Genomic DNA, 20,040 nt, shown 5'->3' with positions numbered 1-20,040 from the left:
GCTTAGAACTCTTTGCGGAATTGAATGAAGCCCGAGCGCTCGGCAACCTGCTGGTACAGGCTGATGGCGGTGGCGTTGGTCTCGTGGGTCACCCAGTACACCTTGCTGCAGTTGTCGGCCTTGGCTCTGGCGTAGACGTGCTCGATCAGCTGGCGGCCAATTCCCAGGCCGCGCTGCGCGCTGTCCACGTACAGGTCCTGCAGATAGCAGGCGTTGCCGATGCTCCAGTTGGAACGATGGTAGATGAAGTTGACCATGCCCACCGCCTTGCCATCGACCCAGGCCAGGGCTGAATGGGTCGGTTCACTCGGGTCGAGCAGGCGTTGCCAGGTGCTGAGGCTGATCTCTTCGGCCAGTTCGGATTCATAAAAATGCAAGTAGGCCTGCCACAGGGCGTGCCAGGCAGCGTGATCTTCGGGGGTGACAGGACGCAGGGTAACGCTGGACATGGGCTGTTCCTTCAGAGTTGGCGCATATGCGCCGCGAGTTGGTTATCCAGGTAATCGGGGCTGGCGCTCAGGCCTTCACGCACGCCGGCAATGTCTTGCTCAGAGCGGTTCTGGCTGAGCTTGCGCGCGCCTTGCAGGCGAGCGATGGGCAGGCGGATGCCGACGATGGCGCGGAGCATGCCGTCGAGGTAGTCACGCGGGGCGTCGGTGACTTTCCACGGTTCGCTGCGGCCTTGTTCGTGGCGCTCGGTGAGGCGACTGACAATGGCCAGCAGAGGCTCGGCGTCGTGGATCACTTCTGCCGGGCCATAGGCGTGCACGGCCAGGTAGTTCCAGGTTGGCACCACCTTGGGGTTGTCGGCCTTGCTCGGGTAGTAGCCGGGGCTGACATAGGCATCGGCGCCGGGAAACACCAGCAGGGCTTCGCCACCTTGCTCCAGGTCGTGCCACTGGCGGTTGACCCGCGCCAGGTGGGCATAGACGGTGCCGAATTCGCCTTCGGCGATATCGACCAGCACCGGCAGGTGCGTGGCCAGCAGGCCTTGCTCGCCCTGGCTGACCAGGATGGCCAGTCGGGTGTCGAGCATGTGCTGGTGCAGACGCCCGAGGTCGTGTTCCTGATGGGGTTTGCTGTTGTACATGCTCGGTTTCCTTGTGCGATGGCGCCATCCTAGGCAGGCTATTGGTTCATAGTAAGATCCATTCAAAGCTGATTTCATAGGTCCAATGCCATGAGCGAGCGCCCCCTCGTATTGCCTTTCGACCCTGCCGGGATCGCCCTCGATCGCCGCCGCGGGCTCAGCCAGCAGTTGTACCAGGCGCTGCGTGCGCGGGTGCTGGACGGGCGCCTGAGCAGTGGCACGCGGCTGCCGGCCACCCGAGATCTGGCTGCCATGCTGGCGCTGTCACGCAACAGCGTGGTGCGGGCCTATGACCAGCTGTATGCGGAGGGCTACATCGAAAGCCGGGTAGGCGACGGCACCTATGTCAGCCAGCTACCGAAACTTTCCGCCGCAAAACTATCCACACAAGTATCCACAGGGTTATCCCGGCTGTTATCAACAGACTTATCCACATTTCCTTCCGAAAATACTGAGGATTTATCCAGCAGCCGACGTACCAGTGAGCCTTTGCTGCGCCTGAAAAGTAACCATTTGCCGCCGCCAAGAAGCGGTGCTCCGCGTGCTTTTCGCGTCGGTATTCCGGCGTTCGATCTGTTCCCGTTCGACGTCTGGGCCAAGCTGCAGGCGGGTTTCTGGCGCAACCCGGCTCCGGCGCAATTGGGCTATGGCGACCCGGCAGGAGAGCCGCTGCTGCGCGAACTGATCGCGGCCTACCTGCGTCGCTCGCGTGGACTGACTTGTACGGCTGAACAAATTGTGATCACCAGTGGTGCGCAGCAGGCCATCAGCCTTTGTGCACAGTTGCTGTTGCAGCCGGGCGACGGCGTGGCTGTGGAAAACCCGGGTTACCGCGCAGCTGGGCATGCCTTTGCGCTGGCCGGTGGCAGGTTGCATGGCGTGCCAGTGGACGAGGACGGCATGGACTGTCGCCGGCTCGGGCAGCTGGCGGATTGCCGGCTGGTCTATGTCACGCCGGCCCACCAGTACCCGACCGGGGTGACCATGAGCCTGGCGCGACGCCTGGAATTGCTGGCCTGGGCCGAGCGCAGCGATGGCTGGATCATCGAAGACGACTACGACGGCGAATACCGTTACAGCGGTGCGCCCTTGGCCCCGCTTGCTGCGCTCGACCGCCACGGGCGGGTGCTGTACGTCGGTACCTTCGGCAAGATCGCCTTTCCGGCGTTGCGCCTGGGCTACCTGGTATTGCCGGCGCAACTGGCGCAGGCGTTCAGCCAGGCCAGGGCGCTGGCGGTGCGGCATTCGGAGGTCAGTAGCCAGTGCGTGATGGCCGAGTTCATGGCCCGGGGGCACTTCCAGCGGCATATCCGGCGCATGCGCAAGGCGGCGTTGAGCCGGCGAAATGTGCTCAAGGCCGGCTGGCCTGTGGATATTCCGGGGTTGGGCGGCATGCCGGAAGTGGCGGCCGGGCTGCATGTGAAAGTCGATGTGGATAACTTTGCGCGGGAGCAGGAACTGGTGGCCAAGGCTGAAGCGGTGGGGGTGGAGGTGACGCCGCTGAGCAATTTCTGGCTGGCGGACAGCGAGGTACCTGTGGATAAAAGGGCAGGGCTGGTGCTGGGGTTTGCAGCGGTGCCGGAGGGGGAGATTGCCGAGGCGTTGATGAAATTGCGCAAGGCTTGGCGGCCTATTCGCGGGTAAACCCGCTCCCACAGGTACAGCGCTGGCCTTGAGTGTGGCGCAGATCCTGTGGGAGCGGGCGTGCCCGCGAAGCAGGCGACTCAGGTACCGGACTTGATCCGCGTCCAGGCCCGGGTCCGCGCCCGCTCTGCATCTCGCGCCAGGGGCTTGAGGGTATACAGCTTGGCCATCGCCTCCGCCGTCGGGTACAGGTTGGGGTTGTTGCGAATCGCCGGGCTCACCTTGTCGGTCGCATCCTTGTTCGGGTTCGGGTAGCCGACAAAGTCGCTGATCGGTGCAATTACCTCGGGCTGCAGCAGGTAGTTGATGAATGCATGGGCATCTTCCGGGTTGGCCGCGTTCTTCGGAATCGCCAGCATGTCGAACCAGATCGGCGCACCTTCCTTGGGCAGGCGCATGTCCACCACCACGCCATTCTTCGCATCGCGGGCGCGGTTGGCGGCCTGCGAGAAGCTGCCGCTGTAGCCCACAGCCACGCAGATATCGCCATTGGCGATGTCGGCCATGTATTTCGAGGAATGGAAGTAGGTGATGTGCGGGCGGATCTTCAGCATCAGCGCTTCGGCTTTCTTGTAATCAGCCGGCTTGTCGCTGTTCGGTGGCAGGCCCAGGTACTGCAATGCCAGTGGCAGAATCTCCGAGGGCGAGTCGAGCAGGGCCACGCCGCACTGCTTGAGCTTGGCGATGTTCTCTTCCTTGAAGATCAGATCCCAGCTGTCCACCGGGGCGTTGTCGCCGAGCGCAGCTTTGACCTTGGCCGGGTTGAAGCCGATCAGTACGGTGCCGTACATGTAGGGCACGGCAAACTTGTTGCCGGGGTCGTTGGCCTCGATCAGCTTCATCAGTGCCGGGTCCAGGTGCTGCCAGTTCGGCAGCTTGCTGCGGTCAAGCGGCTGGAACACCCCCGCTTCGATCTGCTTGGCGAGGAACACGTTGGACGGCACCACCACGTCATACCCGGAGTTGCCGGTCAGCAGCTTGGCTTCCAGCGCCTCGTTGGTGTCGAAGATGTCATACACCAGCTTCACCCCGCTGTCCTTCTTGAACTCGGTGAGGGTTTGCGGGGTGATGTAGTCGAACCAGTTGTACACCCGCAGGGTGCGCTGTTCGGCCTGGGCCTGCAGGGCACCGGTGAACAGGGTCGCGGCGATGAACGGGGCGAGCAGGCGCTTGAGTCGGACCATTATCGGGCTCCTGGCTGGGCGCGCTGGAAGCCTTCCAGCACATTGACTGCGTTGATACCGATTTCTTCCACAGCGTAGCCGCCTTCCATCACGAACAGGGTCGGCTTGCCGAGCCGGGCGATGCGCTTGCCCATTTCCAGGTAGTCCGGGCTGTCCAGCTTGAACTGTGAGATCGGGTCGTCCTTGAAGGTGTCGACGCCCAGGGAGATCACCAGCACGTCGGCGTCATAGGCGGCGATACGCTGGCAAGCGTCCTCCAGGGCGTCGCTCCAGGCGGCCCAGTCGCTGCCGGCCGGCAGTGGGTAGTTGATGTTGCAGCCTTGGCCGGCACCCTCGCCGGTTTCGTCGGCATAGCCGAGGAAGAACGGGAACTCGTCGCGCGGATCGCCGTGGATCGAGGCGAAGAACACATCGTTGCGGTTGTAGAAGATGTCCTGGGTGCCGTTGCCGTGATGGTAATCGACGTCGAGGATGGCGACCTTGCGCCGGCCCTGGTCGAGGAAGGCCTGGGCGGCGATGGCGGCGTTGTTCAGGTAGCAATAGCCGCCCATGACTTCGCCAGCCGCGTGGTGCCCTGGCGGGCGGCACAGGGCAAAGGCGGAATGTGCGCCTTGCTGAATCGCCGCCTGGGCGGTGAGGGCGACCTGGGCGGCACTGTAGGCGGCCTGCCAGGTGCCGGCGGTGATCGGTGCACCGGCATCGAAGCTGTAATAACCCAGTTCACCGTGCAGGCCGGTGGGTTTTACCTGGCGCAGGGTGCGTGCGGGCCAGGTGAACGGCAGCAGGTCGCCTTCCTGGCCCAGTGCGGCCCAGCGCGCCCAGGCGCCTTCGAAGAAGTTCAGGTAATCGGCGCTGTGGATGCGCAGCAAAGGGGCGCGGCCGAAGTCGGTGGGGCCCTGGATGTCGCCGAGGTTGCGCTTTTTGACCTGGTCGAGCACATGGTCGGCGCGTGACGGCATTTCGAAGCAGGGCATCAGCTTGCCGTCGATCAGCTCGCAGCGGCCGTGGTGCAGGCGGTGGTCATCGGAATAGATCGTCAGCATTGTTGTTCTCCGGTGGGTACTGGCGTGGGTCCATTTTCATGGGCGGGCCAGTGGGGGAGAACGACGCAAGTGGCCAAAAGGGGATCGATGTGGCCAAGCTCTTTGGCCAGGTTTTCCTGTACCGGCCTCTTCGCGGGCTTGCCCGCTCCCACAGGTACACCAGAATATTCAAGGGTTGTGGAGATCCTGTGGGAGCGGGCGAGCCCGCGAAGAGGCCGGTGCAGGTCAACCGCGAAAATGGCTGGGCGCGACACCACTCCAGCGCTGGAAGGCATGCCGGAAGCTGGCCGTCTCGCTGAACCCCAGGGACTCGGCAATCCGGTAGATCGGCATCTGCTCATCGGCCAGCAACTGCTTGGCCCGCTCGAACCTCAGTTCATCCAGCAGCTGTTGATAACTGCTGCCCAGCGCCTGCAAGTGCCGGCGCAGGGTGCGCGATGAGCAGTTCATCTGTCGCGCCAGCCCTTCCAGCCCGGGCGCTGCATCCAGTTGCTGCGCCAGCAGTTGGCGAATCCGCCCCAGCCAGGCCTGGCGGCCGGTGAACTCCAGGTTAAGGCGCCGGCAGCGTTCGCTCATGGCCTTGTGGGTAATCGGGTCGGCCAGTGGCAGTGGCGTGTCCAGCCAGCGCCGTTCGAAGGCAAAGGCATTGTCCTCGGCGTCGAAACGGACCGGGCCCTGGAATGCCCCGGCATAGAGCGCGTGGTAGCCAGGCCGCGGGTGCTCGAAGCGGGCGCCCAGCAGGGGCAACGGGCGACCGAGCAGGTCGTCGCAGATGACCTTCAGCGACACCAGGCAGAACTCGGCGTTGAAGGCGGTCAGCGCCGGGCTGTCGTGGTAATCGCTGGCGCTGAACCAGACGCGCTGGCCGTCGTCGAGCAAACGCAGCTTGAAGACTGTTCCCAGCAGTGCCGGATACTGCAGCGCCAGGCGCAAGGCGTCACCCAAAGTGGCACTGGAGAGCAGGGCGTAACCGAGCATGCCGTAGCACGACACATGCATGCGCCGGCCCAGTTCCAGGCCGATATCCTCGCGCCGGGCAACGGCGTTGGCGCACACCTGCAGTTCCTGCTGGGTGGTGATGCGCGCATCGGCATGGCCCAGGTCTGCCGGGCCGATGCCGCTGCCGGCCAGCAGCGCCGACGCCTCGCAGCCGTCTGCCTGGAAGACGTTGAGGATCAGCGAAACCGCGTTGAGGGTGGTGAGGTGGCTGTGCAGCATGCTGGGTAATCCCGTTGGGCTGGGACGCATTATCGAGCAAGTTGTGTGCCGATAGGGCTGCAAGGCAGCCGCAAAATCCTGCAGGCGAAAAAAAAGGCCCGAAGCATAGGCTCGGGCCTTGGAAAGGTTGAGAGGTGTCTAGTCCCTCGACCTGGTGAGACTGTTTACAGCGGCCTGGTTACGCCTTCAGCGGAACCAGACGGGGAGCGATCATGTTTTCCGGACGCAGGATGTCGTCGAGCATCGCGTCGTCCAGCAGTTTCTCTTCGCGCACCAGTTCCAGCACGCCGCGGCCGGTTTCCAGGGCAACGCGGGCGATACGGGTGGCGTTTTCGTAGCCGATGTACGGGTTCAGGGCGGTGACCAGGCCGATCGAGTGCTCGACCAGTTCACGGCAGCGCTGTTCGTTGGCGGTGATGCCGACGATGCAGTGCTCGCGCAGCATGTCCATGGCGCGTTGCAGCAGGCGGATCGAGTCGAAGATCTTGTAGGCGATCAGCGGCTCCATCACGTTCAACTGCAGCTGGCCACCTTCGGCGGCGACGGTCAGGGCCAGGTCGTTGCCCATGATGGCGAAGGCCACCTGGTTGACGGCTTCCGGGATAACCGGGTTGACCTTGCCTGGCATGATCGAGCTGCCTGGCTGACGCGCTGGCAGGTTGATCTCGTTGATGCCGGTGCGTGGGCCGCTGGACAGCAGGCGCAGGTCGTTGCAGATCTTCGACAGCTTGACGGCGGTACGCTTGAGCATGCCGGAGAACAGCACGAAGGCGCCCATGTCGGAGGTGGCTTCGATCAGGTCGGCAGCCGGTACCAGCGGCTGGCCGCTGATGGCAGCCAGGCGCTGCACGGCCAGGGCCTGGTAGCCAGGGTCGGCGTTGATGCCGGTGCCGATGGCGGTACCGCCCAGGTTGATTTCGGTCAGCAGTTCCGGGGCCAGCGAGCGCAGGCGCTGCAGGTCTTCGGTCATGGTGGTGGCGAAGGCGCGGAATTCCTGGCCCAGGGTCATCGGTACGGCGTCCTGCAGCTGGGTACGGCCCATCTTCAGTACGTGATCGAACTCTTTACCCTTGGCAGCGAAGGCCTGGATCAGGCTGTCGAGGCTGGCCAGCAGGGCGTCGTGGCCCAGCAGCAGGCCCAGGCGGATGGCCGTCGGGTAGGCGTCGTTGGTCGACTGCGCCATGTTCACGTCGTTGTTCGGGTGCAGGTACTGGTACTCACCCTTCTGGTGGCCCATGGCCTCCAGCGCGACGTTGGCGATGACTTCGTTGGCGTTCATGTTGGTAGAAGTACCAGCACCGCCCTGGATCATGTCCACCACGAACTGGTCGTGGTAATCGCCTTTGATCAGGCGGGCGCAGGCTGCGGTGATGGCAGCGTGCTTGGCATCGCTCAGGTGACCCAGCTCACGGTTGGCGTCAGCAGCAGCCTGCTTGACCATGGCCAGGGCCACGACCAGCTTCGGGTAGTGCGACAGCGGAACACCGGAGAGGTGGAAGTTGTTGGCAGCGCGCAGGGTCTGGATGCCGTAGTAGGCATCTGCAGGAACTTCAAGGGTGCCCAACAAGTCTTTTTCGACGCGGAACGATGCAGCGGAGGACATGATGTATATCATCTCGATTTTGACCCGGCACATGCCGGAATGGCGCCAATCCTAGGCCTGAAGGTGATTTTGCGGCCAATGCTGTTGCACGCTAACCTATGCACAAACGGCATAGTGTTTCATGTGACGCCAATTGACATTCGAGCGTGTTCCATTTTGGTGCACGCCAGGAGATGTGCTTCGTGAACCTTGAAAGCAAATGGCTGGAAGACTTCAGCGCGCTGGCCGCCACCCGCAGTTTTTCCCAGGCGGCAGAGCGGCGTTTCGTCACCCAACCGGCCTTCAGCCGACGTATTCGCAGCCTGGAAGCCGCCTTGGGCCTGCAGTTGGTGAACCGTTCCCGCACGCCGATCGAACTGACCGAGGCCGGCCAGCTGTTTCTCGTCACGGCGCGTACTGTTGTCGACCAGTTGAGCGAAATTCTCCGCCATTTGCATCATCTGGAAGGTGGCCAGGGCGAGGTGGTGCAGGTGGCCGCGGCACACTCCCTGGCATCGGGCTTTTTCCCACGTTGGGTGGCCCAGTTGCGCAACGACGGGTTGAACATCGCCACCCGCCTGGTTGCGACCAACGTCGGAGATGCCGTGCATGCATTGCGCGAAGGTGGCTGCGACCTGATGCTGGCCTTCTATGACCCGGATGCCGCCCTGCAGATGGATGCCGAAATCTTCCCGTCGCTGCACATGGGTACCACTGAAATGTTGCCGGTATGTGCCGTGGATGCCGACGGCAAGCCGTTGTTCGACCTGGAAGGCGAGGGTAGCGTGCCGCTGCTGGCCTATACCGCCGGCGCTTTCCTCGGTCGCTCGGTCAATTTGCTGCTGCGCCAGCGCAACCTGCGCTATACCACCGTCTATGAAACCGCCATGGCAGACAGCCTCAAGAGTATGGCGCTGGAAGGCATGGGCATCGCCTGGGTGCCGCGGCTGTCGATGCGCGGCGAACTGGAGCGGGGCGAACTGGCGATCTGTGGCGGTAGCCAGTGGCATGTGCCGCTGGAAATTCGCCTGTACCGCTGCGCACTGGTGCGCAAGGCCAATGTAAGGCTGTTGTGGCGCAAGCTCGAAGGGGCGGCAATGGTTGACCCGAAAGTCAGCCAAAGCCCCGAAAAATAAGGGGCGACAGTTGGTCGCCGGGGTGCCTTAAACGCACCACCTTACGGTATACTGCGCGGCCTTTCGACCGGATGCGTCCGGTCCTGATCAGCAAACAAGCCACGCCGGTCGTCCCGCGTGGCTTGTTGTTTTTTGACGCGCCCAAGGGCGCACAAGCGAAGAGGCTCGACGATGAGTGCACTGGTTGGCGTGATCATGGGCTCCAAGTCCGATTGGTCCACCCTTAGCCACACCGCCGATATGCTGGAAAAACTCGGCATTCCCTACGAAGTGAAGGTGGTTTCCGCCCACCGCACCCCGGATCTGCTGTTCCAGTATGCCGAGGAGGCTGAGGGCCGTGGCATCGAGGTGATCATCGCCGGTGCCGGTGGTGCAGCCCACCTGCCAGGCATGTGCGCCGCCAAGACCCACCTGCCGGTGCTGGGCGTGCCCGTGCAATCGTCGATGCTGTCGGGTGTCGATTCGCTGTTGTCGATCGTGCAGATGCCAGCCGGCGTACCGGTAGCCACCCTGGCCATCGGCCGTGCCGGTGCGGTCAACGCCGCGCTGCTGTCGGCCAGCATCCTCGGCGCCAAGTACCCGCAGTACCACGCGGCGCTCAAGCAGTTCCGCACGGAGCAGACCGACACCGTGCTGGACAACCCAGACCCGCGCCAGGCTTGAGGCTCAACCCATGAAGATCGGTGTAATCGGTGGCGGCCAGCTGGGCCGCATGCTGGCTCTGGCGGGTACCCCGCTGGGCATGAACTTCGCCTTCCTCGACCCGGCGCCGGACGCCTGCGCTGCGCCGCTGGGCGAGCACCTGCGTGCCGACTACGGCGACCAGGACCACCTGCGCCAGCTGGCTGACGAAGTCGACCTGGTCACCTTCGAGTTCGAAAGCGTCCCGGCCGAGACCGTGGCTTTCCTCTCGCAGTTCGTGCCGGTGTACCCCAGCGCCGAAGCGCTGCGCATCGCCCGTGACCGGCTGTTCGAGAAGAGCATGTTCCGCGACCTGGGTATTCCCACCCCGGCCTTCGCCGACATCCTCTCGCAGGCCGACCTGGACGCCGCGGTGGCCAGCATCGGCCTGCCGGCCGTGCTGAAAACCCGCACACTGGGTTACGACGGCAAGGGCCAGAAGGTGCTACGCACGCCTGAGGACGTGGTCGGTACCTTTGCCGAGCTGGGCAGCGTGCCGTGCCTGCTGGAAGGCTTCGTGCCATTCACCGGCGAAGTGTCGCTGGTGGCCGTGCGTGCCCGTGATGGCGAAACCCGCTTCTACCCGCTGGTGCACAACACCCACGAAAGCGGCATCCTGCGCCTGTCGGTCGCCAGCCAGGCGCACCCGCTGCAGGCCTTGGCCGAAGACTACGTGGGCCGCGTGCTCAAGCAACTGGACTATGTGGGCGTGATGGCCTTCGAGTTCTTCGAAGTCGACGGTGGCCTGAAGGCCAACGAAATCGCCCCGCGCGTGCACAACTCCGGGCACTGGACCATCGAAGGCGCCGAATGCAGCCAGTTCGAGAACCATCTGCGTGCCGTCGCCGGCCTGCCGCTGGGCTCGACCGCCAAGGTCGGCGAGAGCGCGATGCTCAACTTCATCGGTGAAGTGCCGGCGGTGGACAAGGTGGTTGCCATCGGTGACTGCCACCTGCACCACTACGGCAAGGCCTTCAAGGCCGGTCGCAAGGTCGGCCACGCCACCCTGCGCTGCCACGACATGGCCACCCTCGAGCGCAAGATTGCCGAAGTAGAAGCCCTGATCGACAACTGATCGAACTTCTGCCAGCGGCTTGCCCTCTGAAATGGCGACAAGCCAAAGCGCTGTCTAGGCTTTGGCTTGTTCCACTTTCACTGCAGAGGGATTGCCATGGGTATCATTGGAACCATCTTCATCGGCCTTATCGTCGGCCTGCTGGCCCGCTTCATCAAGCCGGGCGACGACAGCATGGGCTGGATCATGACCATCCTGCTGGGGATTGCCGGCTCCCTGCTGGCCACCTACGGCGGCCAGGCGCTGGGCATCTACCAGGCCGGGCAGGCTTCGGGTTTCCTTGGCGCGCTGGTCGGTGCCGTGATCCTTCTGGTGGTCTACGGATTCATCAAGAAACGCTGAATAGTGGTTAGAATGCCCGGCAATTCATTCGAGTTGCCGAGCATTTTCATGCGTGCCTTTTTCCTCGCTCCACTGCTGTTGGCCAGCGCCCTGGCCCATGCCGAACTGCCTGAAACCGACTGGCTGGAGCTGATGCCCGAGTCGGACCAGCAGGCGCTCGAGCAAATGCCCGAAATCGACCACAACTCGCCGGAAGCCATGGGCACCTTTACCGACAAGGGTGGCCTGAAGCAGAGCAAGGGCCTGCCGGCGGTGATGTACTCGACCAAGACCGTGGCGGCCATGAACGGCAAGGACATTCGCCTGGGTGGCTACCCGGTGCCGCTGGAGAGCGACGCCAAGGGCAACAGCACACTGTTCTTCCTGGTGCCATACCCGGGCGCGTGCATCCATGTGCCGCCACCACCGCCTAACCAGCTGGTGCTGGTGCGCTACCCGAAAGGCCTGAAGATCGATGACATCTACACACCGCTGTGGGTCAGCGGCAAGCTGAAGGTGGAGAAGGTCAGCAATGACCTGGCCGATGCGGCCTATGCGCTGGATGCGGGGAAGGTCAGGGTGGTGGAAGACGCAGACCTCTGATTGCCTGCGCCGGCCCTTTCGCGGGTAAACCCGCTCCCACAGGGTCTCCACAAACCCTGAATATTGTGGCGACCCTGTGGGAGCGGGTTTACCCGCGAAGGGGCCCGAACAGGCACTGCAAGACTCAGATCATTTCACAGCCAATCCTGACCCCCAGCGAGCTGCTGGCCCCAGGCTTCAATTCCACCAGGTCATCCCACACGTTCGCCGTCTCGATGCACAGCATCCGCTGCCACCCGTCATCGGCCATGTCCGGCAGATCCTTGGCCCGCTCGGTCCAAGGGTTCCAGATCACCGCCGAGCGCGACCCGCTGCTGGTCAAGGTAATTCGCCGGCTCCAATGTGGGTCGACAATGCTCAGCGTCTGCGGGGTTGCCAGGTAGATCCGGTCAGTCTCCCCGGCAAACCCCAGCGGCCCCTGCTGCTGGCGTTGTTCCCAGCCAGCCAGGGTCTCGATATAGCCCAGCCCTTCGACCCCTTCGACCCGCGCCTGGCGCACGTCACTGACCGCGAAGTAGCTGTGCAGGGCCTGGCTGATGGTAACGGGGGTATTGCCCATGTTGCGGCTGGTCAGGTTCAGCTGCAGGTCCTCGCCCAGCTCCACTACCAGCTTCAGCTCGACGTCATGAGGCCAGCCAGGCAGGTCACCCTGCGCTTCTGGCAGTTCGAATTCGATGCGCAGGCCATCACCTGCTTCCTCGATACCCAGCAATTGCCAGTCGCGCGCGCGCGCCAAGCCGTGGGCAGGTGCCTGCTCGCCGCGGTACATGGCCTGCACGGCCTGGGGGTTGCGCTGCAGGTTGCCGAACCACGGCCAGCACACCGGCACACCGGCGCGTACCGACTTGCCCTGACGGAAGATGGCCTGGTCGCTCAGCCACAGCAGCGGTGGCTGGCCAACGCGCTGGTAGCTGAGGATCTGCGCGCCCTGCTGGGCGATCAGTAGTTCGGCGTGGTCGCTGCTGATACGCCAGCAGTTGAGTTCGCCATGTTGCTCGGTTACGACCTGGAAGGTAGCCATTGCATTTATCTCATTGATTGCCAGTGGGCCTTGGACCCGGGCACATGCAATGAGTTTACCGCCGGCGTGGCTTAGCGACGAGGTACGGAGCGGGTGCGGCCACTGCCGTCGATGGCGACAAAGACGAACACGGCTTCGGTGACCTTGCGCCATTCGCTGGACAACGGGTCGTCGCTCCACACTTCGACCATCATCTGGATCGAGCTGCGGCCGATTTCCAGGGTCTGGGTATAGAACGACAGCTGCGCGCCGACGGCGACCGGTACCAGAAAGGCCATGCGGTCGATGGCTACGGTGGCCACGCGGCCGCCGGCGACACGGCTGGCCATGGCGGTGCCGGCCAGGTCCATCTGGGCGACCAGCCAGCCGCCGAAGATGTCGCCAAACCCGTTGGTCTCGCGCGGGAGTGCGGTGATCTGCAAGGCCAGGTCGCCTTGCGGGATTGGATCTTCTTGTTCGAGCTCAATCATGCGATGGGGCCTCTGACCCGTGACGCTTTTCGTTGGTGTGGCGCAAAGGCCGGGTAAACGATTCAGCTTGAAACATACTACGCCGATTTCGTTTCACTGGGCGGCCGTAGGGAAACTCTGCGAAACCGTCTGACAATAATGACCGGCGTTTTCGCACAACATCCCACGTTAGGAGCAACCTTTTCCTACGAATCGCCAGTATATAGAGCATAACGGCCAGCGACGACCGCGCATTCATGAATATGTGTAGGGATTTTGTATCGCTTTCGGCGCAGCTCAGCAATTTGCTATCTTCGCCTGTCTCCCAATCCAGAAGCCGCATGCCAAGCGGCCTGCATGCCCACAAAGAGAACAACGAGCGATGACTTCCGTGCCCAGCAGTATCGAGCAGCCTTCGCGGCCGCTGACCCGCAGTGACTACAAGACTCTCTCACTGTCCGCCCTGGGCGGTGCGCTGGAGTTCTACGATTTCATCATTTTCGTGTTCTTCGCCACGGTGGTCGGCAAGCTGTTCTTCCCGGCTGACATGCCCGAATGGCTGCGCCTGATGCAAACCTTCGGCATTTTCGCCGCCGGCTACCTGGCGCGGCCGCTGGGCGGCATCATCATGGCCCACTTCGGTGACCTGCTCGGGCGCAAGAAGATGTTCACCCTGAGTATCTTCATGATGGCCCTGCCAACGCTGATCATGGGCCTGCTGCCAACCTATGCACAGATCGGCATGTGGGCGCCGATCCTGTTGCTGCTGATGCGCGTGATCCAGGGCGCAGCGATCGGTGGCGAGGTACCGGGCGCCTGGGTGTTCGTGTCCGAGCACGTGCCAGAGCGCAACACCGGCTACGCCTGCGGCACCCTCACCGCAGGCCTGACCGCGGGTATCCTGCTGGGCTCGCTAGTGGCAACCCTGATCAACAGCGTCTACAGCGCGCAGGAAGTGGCTGATTACGCCTGGCGCATCCCGTTCCTGCTCGGCGGTGTATTCGGCCTGTTCTCGGTGTACCTGCGCCGCTGGCTGCACGAAACCCCGGTGTTCGCCGAGATGCAGCAGCGCAAGGCGCTGGCCGAGGAGCTGCCGTTGCGCGCGGTGCTGCGTGACCATCGCGGCGCGATCATCCTGTCCATGCTGCTGACCTGGATGCTGTCGGCCGCCATCGTGGTGCTCATCCTGATGACCCCGGCACTGCTGCAGAGCATCTACCACATCAGCCCCACCGACTCGCTCAAGGCCAACAGCCTGGCCATCGTGCTGCTCAGCTTCGGCTGCATCGGTGCTGGCAGCCTGGCCGACCGCTTTGGCGCGGGCCGGGTATTCGTGATCGGCAGCCTGCTGCTGCTGGCCAGTTCCTGGACCTTCTACCACAGCCTGCCGACCCGGCCCGAGCTGTTGTTCCCGCTGTATGCGGTGACCGGTTTGTGCGTGGGTGTGATTGGCGCGGTGCCTTATGTAATGGTCAAGGCCTTTCCGGCGGTGGTGCGCTTCAGCGGGCTGTCGTTCTCGTACAACGTGGCCTACGCGATCTTTGGCGGGCTGACACCGATGGTGGTGACTGCGCTGCTGAAAGTGAGCCCGATGGCGCCTGCCTACTATGTGGCGGGGCTGTGTGCCGTTGGTCTGGTCGTGGGCGTGTACCTGCTCGCCAACAAGCGCTGATCTGCGCCACGGCTGCTGCCCTCTTCGCGGGCACGCCCGCGAAGAGGCCGGACCTGCTTTTCGGTGATGGCCTTTCATCCAATTGTCATATTCAAGTCATATCGTATTCATGCGGCCTGCAGATACTTGGGCCCGTTCCATCCAACACCCCAATATTCCTGCTAGGAGCAAGGCATGAAACTGAAGCGTTTGATGGCGGCCCTCACCTTTGCCGCCGCTGGCGTTGCAACCGCCAACGCGGTAGCCGCTGTCGATCCTGCGATCCCGACCTACACCAAGACCACCGGTGTTTCGGGCAACCTCTCCAGCGTCGGTTCGGACACCCTCGCCAACCTGATGACTCTGTGGGCCGAGGCCTACAAGAAGGAATATCCGAACGTAAACATCCAGATCCAGGCTGCCGGCTCCTCCACCGCGCCACCCGCGCTGACCGAAGGTACCGCCAACCTCGGCCCGATGAGCCGCAAGATGAAGGACGTCGAGTTGCAGGCCTTCGAGCAGAAGTACGGCTACAAGCCGACCGCCATCCCGGTCGCCGTAGACGCCCTGGCTGTGTTCGTACACAAGGACAACCCGATCAAAGGCCTGACCATGGCCCAGGTCGACGCCATCTTCTCTTCCACCCGCCTGTGCGGTGGCAAAGCCGACGTCAAGACCTGGGGTGACCTGGGCGTGACCGGCGACCTGGCCAACAAGCCAGTACAGCTGTTCGGCCGTAACTCGGTATCGGGCACCTACGGCTACTTCAAGGAAGAAGCCCTGTGCAAAGGCGACTTCAAGCCTAACGTCAACGAACAGCCTGGCTCGGCTTCGGTCGTGCAGTCGATCAGCTCCTCGCTGAACGGCATCGGCTACTCGGGCATCGGCTACAAGACCGCCAGCGTCAAGACCGTGGCCCTGGCCAAGAAGGAAGGCGGCGAGTTCGTTGAAGACAACGAAACCAACGCCCTGAACGGCACCTACCCGCTGTCGCGCTTCCTGTACGTCTACGTCAACAAGGCCCCGAACAAGCCTCTGGCCCCGCTGGAAGCCGAGTTCGTCAAGCTGGTGCTGTCGCAAGCTGGCCAGCAGGTCGTGGTGAAGGACGGCTACATCCCGCTGCCGGCCAAAGTCGTCGACAAGACCTTGGCTGACCTGGGCCTGTCCCACGCAGGTAACGTTGCAAAAAAGTAAGTAACTGAGGGGGAGGCCGGTGCTGATGCCCGGCCTCTTCCACGAATTTCCAGTCCGAAGCCAGGTTTCCTGTGCGGCGGGCTTTCGTGCGTCACCATTTTGTAATGTTTTTGTCACACGGGACCGCTAGGGTGTGCGCATGAATGATCTGGCCAACTCCAACATGACCCAAAACTCCCAGCCCGTGCGGATTGATTTCAATACGCCGGAGTTGCAACGCAAGCGCCGCATGCGCGCGCTCAAGGACCGCCTGACCCGCTGGTATGTACTGGTGGGCGGGCTTGCCGTACTGGCGGCGATCACCCTGATCTTCTTCTATCTGGCCTATGTGGTGCTGCCGCTGTTCCAGGGTGCCGAACTGACCAGCAAGAAGGCCCTGGAGCCAACCTGGCTGCAACAGGATGCCGGCAAGCCGCTGATGATCGCGCTTGAAGAGCAGAACCTGGTGGGCATGCGCGTTTCGGACAAGGGCCAGGCACTGTTCTTCGATACCAAGAGCGGTAACGAGCTCAAGCGTTTCGACCTGCCAGTGCCGGCAGGCACCCAGGTCACTTCGATCAGTGCCGATCAGCCGGGTAGCCCGCTGGTGGTGCTGGGCTTGTCCAATGGCCAGGCGCTGGTGTTCCACCACTCCTACAAGATCACCTACCCGGACAACAAGAAAACCATCGCCCCCGGCATCGACTACCCGTACGGCGAGCAGCCGTTCGTGCTCGACGAGCAGGGCCGTGCGCTGGAGCATGTCAGTGTCAACGTCAACGGCGACACCCTGCTGCTGGCCGGCTCCACCGGCGCGCACCTGCAGGTGGTCGAGCTGACCCGTACCGAAAACATGATGACCGAAGAGGTCACCACCGAGCAGAACCGCATTGAACTGCCGCAGATGACTGAAACGGTGAAGAACATCTTCATCGACCCGCGTCAGCAGTGGCTGTACGTGATCAACGGCCGCGCCACCGCGGACGTGTTCAACCTGCGCGACAAGAGCCTCAACGGCCGCTACAAGCTGTCTGACAGCGCCGACACCGAAATCACCGCCACCGCCCAGCTGGTCGGCGGCATCTCGCTGATCATCGGCGACTCCAAGGGCGGCCTGTCCCAGTGGTTCATGGCCCGTGACCCGGACGGCGAATCGCGCTTCAAGCTGATCCGCACCTTCCAGATGGGCAAGGCCGCGGTCGTGCAGATCGACGCCGAAGAGCGCCGCAAGGGCTTCGTCGCCCTCGACGCCGCAGGTGAGCTGGGCGTGTTCCACAGCACCGCGCACCGCACCCTGCTGGTCGAGCCGGCCGCCGAAGGCCCGGGCATCCTGGCCCTGTCGCCACGCGCCAACCGCATCATCATCGAAGAAGGCGGCAAGCTGCTGCCACTGAGCTTGCGTAACCCGCACCCGGAAATTTCCTTCAGCGCGCTGTGGGGCAAGGTGTGGTACGAGAACTACGACGAGCCGAAGTACGTCTGGCAATCGACCGCTTCGAACACCGACTTCGAGCCCAAACTGAGCCTGTCGCCGTTGACCTTCGGTACCCTGAAGGCCGCGTTCTACGCGATGATCCTGGCGGCCCCGCTGGCGATTGCCGCGGCCATCTACACCGCCTACTTCATGGCCCCAGGCATGCGCCGCAAGGTCAAGCCGGTGATCGAACTGATGGAAGCGATGCCGACGGTGATCCTCGGCTTCTTCGCCGGCCTGTTCCTCGCCCCGTACCTGGAAGGCCACCTGCCGGGCGTGTTCAGCCTGTTCCTGCTGATGCCGCTCGGTATCCTGCTGGCCGGCTTTGCCTGGACCCGCCTGCCCGAGTCGATCCGCCTGCGTATCCCGGATGGCTGGGAAGCGGCGATCCTGATCCCGGTCATCCTGTTCACCGGCTGGTTCGCCCTGACCATGAGCCCGCACCTCGAGAGCTGGCTTTTTGGCGGCGACATGCGCCTGTGGATCACCAACGACCTGGGGATAACCTACGACCAGCGCAACGCCCTGGTCGTGGGTATCGCCATGGGCTTCGCGGTCATCCCGAACATCTACTCCATCGCCGAAGACGCCGTGTTCAGCGTGCCGCGCAGCCTGACCCTGGGCTCCCTGGCCCTGGGTGCAACGCCCTGGCAGACCTTGACCCGCGTGGTCATTCTCACCGCCAGCCCGGGTATCTTCTCGGCGCTGATGATCGGCATGGGCCGTGCGGTGGGCGAGACCATGATCGTGCTGATGGCCACCGGCAACACCCCGGTGATGGAGCTGAACCTGTTCGAGGGCATGCGCACCCTGGCCGCTAACGTGGCCGTGGAAATGCCGGAATCGGAAGTCGGTGGCAGCCACTATCGCGTGCTGTTCCTGGCCGCGCTGGTGCTGCTGATGTTCACCTTCATCATGAACACCTTGGCCGAGCTGATTCGCCAGCGTCTGCGCAAGAAATACTCGTCGCTTTGATAGAAAGGTAGCGATCCGTGAAAAAGGATTCCCTCAAAGGCTGGTTCAAGAGCGGCGCCCCAGGCGTCTGGATGAGCGGCGGCGCGGTGGCCATGGCCGTGATCATGACCGTTGGCCTGCTGGCGGTGATTGCCGTGCGCGGCCTGGGCCACTTCTGGCCGGCCGATCTTGTCCAGGCCACCTACAAGGTGCCGGGCCAGGCCGATCACGTCGTCATTGGCGAAGTGGTGCAAAAGGAAGAAGTACCCCGTGCCCGCCTGAAGGGCGCCGGCCTGCCAGTGCCTGACCAGGGCCCGGAGTTCATGACCCGCGAGCTGATCAAGGTGGGCAACCGTGACCTCAACGGCAGCGACTTCACCTGGGTGGTCGGCGACTGGCTGGTGGACGAAAAGCACCCGACCGACCTGATCGCCCTGGAGCGCCGCGAGTGGGGCAACTTCTACGGCTACCTGGTCAGCGTCAAGGAAGAGGGCCGCGTGGTCGCAGAAGGCGCTGCCGCCTGGAACGAGCTGCAGGCCCGTCTCAAGCGCGCCAACCAGCTCAACAGCGAACTGCAAAGGCTCGAGAAGAAAGACATCGGTGCCATCAACCATGGCCTTGAGCGCCTGCGTCTGCAGGCGCGCAAGCTGGAGCTGGAGGGCAAGCTGGACGCCGCCGCCCAGGCCGACATGGACGCCGAGCGTGCCGAGCTGAACAGCCGCTACAAGGCCATCGAAGACCGCCTGACCGGCCTGCACCAGGCCTTCGCCCGCGACAGCCTGGTGGCCCGCGATGGCGACGGCCGTGAAGTGGAAATCAACCTCAGCAAGGTGGTGCACGCCATCCAGCCGAACGCCATGTCGGGCTTCACCAAACTGGGCAGCTACTTCACCAAGGTCTGGGAGTTCCTCAGCGACGATCCGCGTGAAGCCAACACCGAGGGCGGTATCTTCCCGGCCATCTTCGGTACCGTGATGATGACCCTGATCATGGCCGTGATCGTCACCCCGTTCGGTGTGCTGGCTGCCGTGTACCTGCGTGAATATGCCAGACAGGGCCCGGTGACCCGCCTGATCCGCATCGCTGTGAACAACCTGGCCGGTGTACCGGCGATCGTCTACGGCGTGTTCGGCCTGGGCTTCTTCGTCTACGTGCTGGGTGGTTCGATTGACCGCCTGTTCTTCCCTGAAGCACTGCCGGCGCCAACCCTGGGTACCCCGGGCCTGCTGTGGGCATCGCTGACCCTGGCGCTGCTGGCCGTGCCGGTGGTGATCGTGGCCACCGAAGAAGGCCTGGCGCGCATCCCGCGCACCGTGCGCGAAGGCTCGCTGGCCCTGGGGGCGACCAAGGCCGAGACCCTGTGGAAGATCGTCCTGCCGATGGCCAGCCCGGCGATGATGACCGGCATGATCCTCGCCGTGGCCCGCGCCGCCGGTGAAGTGGCGCCGTTGATGCTGGTAGGTGTGGTGAAGCTGGCGCCATCGCTGCCGGTGGACGGTAACTACCCGTACCTGCACCTGGACCAGAAGATCATGCACCTGGGCTTCCATATCTATGACGTCGGTTTCCAGAGCCCTAACGTCGAAGCAGCGCGGCCGCTGGTATACGCCACGGCGTTGCTGCTGGTGCTGGTGATCGCGGCCCTCAACCTCTCGGCCGTGTGGATCCGTAACCACCTGCGCGAGAAGTACAAGGCCCTCGACAGCTGATCCTGATTGCAAGCGTGCCGCCCGTGAGCCGG

Annotated in this window: 18 protein-coding genes; 10 read left to right on the top strand and 8 right to left on the bottom strand. The window is 63.4% G+C overall.

Going from position 1 to position 20,040, the window contains the following annotated elements:
* Positions 1–2: 2 nt before the first annotated feature.
* Together ACIQYU_RS22320 and ACIQYU_RS22315 are read right to left on the bottom strand one after the other, a co-directional pair.
* A complete protein-coding gene (locus ACIQYU_RS22320) occupies positions 3–449 on the bottom strand; it encodes a GNAT family N-acetyltransferase (protein WP_241106102.1) in 447 nt (148 codons plus the stop codon).
* 11 nt (positions 450–460) lie between these two features.
* On the bottom strand, positions 461–1,090 hold the full coding sequence (locus tag ACIQYU_RS22315) for an FMN-binding negative transcriptional regulator (protein WP_207831363.1): 630 nt from the start codon (positions 1,088–1,090) through the stop codon (positions 461–463).
* Between the two features lie 90 nt (positions 1,091–1,180).
* On the opposite strand from ACIQYU_RS22315, the gene ACIQYU_RS22310 reads away from it, so the two are divergent.
* Positions 1,181–2,734, top strand: a complete 1,554-nt coding sequence (locus tag ACIQYU_RS22310; protein WP_207831361.1) for a PLP-dependent aminotransferase family protein — start codon at positions 1,181–1,183, stop codon at positions 2,732–2,734.
* Positions 2,735–2,814: 80 nt separating this feature from the next.
* Here ACIQYU_RS22310 and ACIQYU_RS22305 read toward each other — a convergent pair whose 3' ends face one another.
* From ACIQYU_RS22305 to aspA, 4 genes are all read right to left on the bottom strand, one after another.
* Positions 2,815–3,918 carry a polyamine ABC transporter substrate-binding protein gene (locus tag ACIQYU_RS22305; RefSeq protein WP_063912264.1) on the bottom strand — a complete coding sequence of 368 codons (1,104 nt, stop codon included), beginning with the start codon at positions 3,916–3,918 and terminating at the stop codon, positions 2,815–2,817.
* The gene (locus ACIQYU_RS22300) at positions 3,918–4,961 is read right to left on the bottom strand and encodes a histone deacetylase family protein (RefSeq protein ID WP_063912263.1); all 1,044 of its coding nucleotides are present in this window, start codon (positions 4,959–4,961) and stop codon (positions 3,918–3,920) included. Before ACIQYU_RS22300 ends, ACIQYU_RS22305 begins: the two co-directional genes overlap by 1 nt.
* 225 nt (positions 4,962–5,186) lie before the next feature.
* Positions 5,187–6,179 carry an AraC family transcriptional regulator gene (locus tag ACIQYU_RS22295; RefSeq protein WP_207831356.1) on the bottom strand — a complete coding sequence of 331 codons (993 nt, stop codon included), beginning with the start codon at positions 6,177–6,179 and terminating at the stop codon, positions 5,187–5,189.
* Positions 6,180–6,357: 178 nt separating this feature from the next.
* A complete protein-coding gene (gene aspA, locus ACIQYU_RS22290) occupies positions 6,358–7,782 on the bottom strand; it encodes an aspartate ammonia-lyase (protein WP_003260072.1) in 1,425 nt (474 codons plus the stop codon).
* Positions 7,783–7,964: 182 nt separating this feature from the next.
* Between aspA and ACIQYU_RS22285 the strand changes: the two genes are divergently transcribed.
* The 5 genes from ACIQYU_RS22285 (at position 7,965) to ACIQYU_RS22265 (ending at position 11,577) form a co-directional block, all read left to right on the top strand.
* Positions 7,965–8,897, top strand: a complete 933-nt coding sequence (locus ACIQYU_RS22285) for a LysR substrate-binding domain-containing protein (RefSeq protein ID WP_161797629.1) — start codon at positions 7,965–7,967, stop codon at positions 8,895–8,897.
* A 171-nt stretch (positions 8,898–9,068) separates the two neighbouring features.
* Positions 9,069–9,560, top strand: coding sequence for a 5-(carboxyamino)imidazole ribonucleotide mutase (gene purE, locus ACIQYU_RS22280; protein WP_003253304.1), 492 nt, complete (start codon positions 9,069–9,071; stop codon positions 9,558–9,560).
* Between the two features lie 10 nt (positions 9,561–9,570).
* Entirely contained in the window at positions 9,571–10,653 is a 1,083-nt protein-coding gene (locus tag ACIQYU_RS22275; RefSeq protein ID WP_063912261.1) for a 5-(carboxyamino)imidazole ribonucleotide synthase, read from the top strand.
* A gap of 96 nt (positions 10,654–10,749) precedes the next feature.
* Complete coding sequence (locus tag ACIQYU_RS22270; RefSeq protein WP_063912260.1) at positions 10,750–10,995, top strand: GlsB/YeaQ/YmgE family stress response membrane protein; 246 nt, start codon at positions 10,750–10,752, stop codon at positions 10,993–10,995.
* Between the two features lie 48 nt (positions 10,996–11,043).
* Entirely contained in the window at positions 11,044–11,577 is a 534-nt protein-coding gene (locus ACIQYU_RS22265) for a DUF3299 domain-containing protein (protein WP_371033897.1), read from the top strand.
* 124 nt (positions 11,578–11,701) lie between these two features.
* Here ACIQYU_RS22265 and ACIQYU_RS22260 read toward each other — a convergent pair whose 3' ends face one another.
* Together ACIQYU_RS22260 and ACIQYU_RS22255 are read right to left on the bottom strand one after the other, a co-directional pair.
* Positions 11,702–12,598, bottom strand: coding sequence for a D-hexose-6-phosphate mutarotase (locus ACIQYU_RS22260; protein ID WP_233687606.1), 897 nt, complete (start codon positions 12,596–12,598; stop codon positions 11,702–11,704).
* A gap of 71 nt (positions 12,599–12,669) precedes the next feature.
* Positions 12,670–13,068 (bottom strand): acyl-CoA thioesterase, encoded by a 399-nt coding sequence (locus ACIQYU_RS22255; RefSeq protein ID WP_003253317.1) that lies wholly within the window; start codon positions 13,066–13,068, stop codon positions 12,670–12,672.
* 361 nt (positions 13,069–13,429) lie between these two features.
* On the opposite strand from ACIQYU_RS22255, the gene ACIQYU_RS22250 reads away from it, so the two are divergent.
* The 4 genes from ACIQYU_RS22250 (at position 13,430) to pstA (ending at position 20,008) form a co-directional block, all read left to right on the top strand.
* Positions 13,430–14,719 (top strand): MFS transporter, encoded by a 1,290-nt coding sequence (locus tag ACIQYU_RS22250; protein ID WP_207831346.1) that lies wholly within the window; start codon positions 13,430–13,432, stop codon positions 14,717–14,719.
* Between the two features lie 174 nt (positions 14,720–14,893).
* Positions 14,894–15,892, top strand: a complete 999-nt coding sequence (locus ACIQYU_RS22245) for a phosphate ABC transporter substrate-binding protein PstS (RefSeq protein ID WP_056793940.1) — start codon at positions 14,894–14,896, stop codon at positions 15,890–15,892.
* A gap of 139 nt (positions 15,893–16,031) precedes the next feature.
* Positions 16,032–18,320: an ABC transporter permease subunit gene (locus ACIQYU_RS22240; RefSeq protein WP_241106099.1), complete on the top strand. Its 2,289-nt coding sequence runs from the start codon at positions 16,032–16,034 to the stop codon at positions 18,318–18,320.
* A gap of 71 nt (positions 18,321–18,391) precedes the next feature.
* A complete protein-coding gene (pstA, locus tag ACIQYU_RS22235) occupies positions 18,392–20,008 on the top strand; it encodes a phosphate ABC transporter permease PstA (protein WP_343585269.1) in 1,617 nt (538 codons plus the stop codon).
* The last annotated feature ends 32 nt before the right edge of the window (positions 20,009–20,040 follow it).

This window comes from Pseudomonas sp. NPDC096925 (assembly GCF_044762545.1).
Lineage (GTDB): Bacteria > Pseudomonadota > Gammaproteobacteria > Pseudomonadales > Pseudomonadaceae > Aquipseudomonas.
The sequence above is the reverse complement of the archived record's forward strand: the minus strand, read 5'-3'. Positions and strand labels throughout refer to the sequence as shown.